This is a genomic window from Streptomyces scabichelini (genome assembly GCF_011045015.1).
GTDB classification, from domain to species: Bacteria; Actinomycetota; Actinomycetes; order Streptomycetales; family Streptomycetaceae; genus Streptomyces; species Streptomyces scabichelini.
The window spans coordinates 1-800 of record NZ_JAAKZY010000482.1 but is presented as its reverse complement, the minus strand read 5'-3'; the positions used below and the strand labels follow the sequence as shown (position 1 = coordinate 800).

At 74.5% G+C, this 800-nt stretch carries 1 protein-coding gene; it reads right to left on the bottom strand.

Annotated features, from left to right (window positions below):
• On the bottom strand, positions 1-800 hold an 800-nt coding region (locus G5C60_RS50810; protein WP_165271121.1), incomplete at both ends, for a dihydrodipicolinate synthase family protein.

Here is an 800-nt window from a genome sequence, read left to right as displayed (position 1 = left end):
GACGATGCCGGCCAGCGCAGCGTCACGCCGATGTCCGCCCAGCCGCCGACGGTGGCCAGGAACTTGTCCAGCGCCGGGTTGGACAGCCCGCGCGCCTGCAACGGCGCGATGTGCCGGGCGAAGAACGCTCCGATGCGCCGCTCCACGTCGGCGGCCGCGGCCGGATCCGTCGTCATCAGCCGGTACCACGCGACCGCGCCGCGCGGCGACATGGCCGCGACGTTGGAGTAGCTGCCGTGCGCGCCGCGGACCAGCCCGGACGCCAGCAGATGGCCGGGCACGAAGACCGACAGCCGGGGCACGGCGTCCGCCATGGCCGCGTACCAGGCGGCGTCGCCGCCGGCCATCTTGACCCCGATGAGCTGGGGCACCTCGGCGGCCACCCGTCCAAGGAGCGGTGGCGGCACCTGGGTCTTGGCGTGCGGCGGGTTGTAGAGCACCAGCGGCACATCGCCGGCGGTCTCGGCCGCCCCGACCAGGAAGCGCACGACCTCGTCGTCGCACAGCGGGACCCAGTCCGGCAGGATCACCTGGAGGGCGCCCGGTCGCAGCGCGGCCGCGCGCCGGATGCGGTCGAGCATCGTCGGCGTGGCCGGATGCGAGGCACCGATCTGGTACGGCAGCCCGGCCGCCTCGCACCGCCCCGCCAGCACCGCGTTCACCCGGTCGAACTCGGCTTCGTCGAGGGTGTGGAACTCGCCCGCGGTGCCGTGGGCGTAAATGCCGTCGACGCCGCTGGTCAGCAGCGCGTCGAGCTGGCCCGCCAGCCGGTCCCAGACGATGTCGCCGCGGCCTTCGAC